This is a genomic window from Isoptericola croceus, assembly GCF_029382255.1.
Taxonomy (GTDB): domain Bacteria; phylum Actinomycetota; class Actinomycetes; order Actinomycetales; family Cellulomonadaceae; genus Isoptericola; species Isoptericola croceus.
Window position 1 is genome coordinate 1 of sequence record NZ_JARLLG010000258.1, and the last position, 272, is coordinate 272.

At 48.9% G+C, this 272-nt stretch carries 1 protein-coding gene; it reads right to left on the reverse strand.

Features of this window, described 5'->3' with window-relative positions:
- Nucleotides 1-221 (reverse strand): reverse transcriptase family protein (locus PZC42_RS24675; protein ID WP_277214147.1); only part of this gene is annotated, 221 nt, incomplete at its 3' end.
- Between the last annotated feature and the right edge of the window lie 51 nt (nucleotides 222-272).

Sequence of the window (272 nt, forward strand, 5' to 3'; positions counted from 1 at the left end):
GTGCCACACGGGGTGATAAATGCGATTTTCTCTTCATCCTCTTCTGCCATGAAGATCTGATGGTATCCTGAGTATGCATCAAGAAATGAAAGCAAATCACATCCGGCTGTGGAGTCAACAATCTGGTCAATGCGCGGCAAGGGAAATGGGTCTTTGGGACAAGCTTTATTAACATCAGTGAAGTCAATACAAAGCCTCCATTTCCCGTTAGCCTTGCGCACGACAACGGGATTGGCCAACCACGTGGGATGGAGCACTCCTCTGACAAGGCC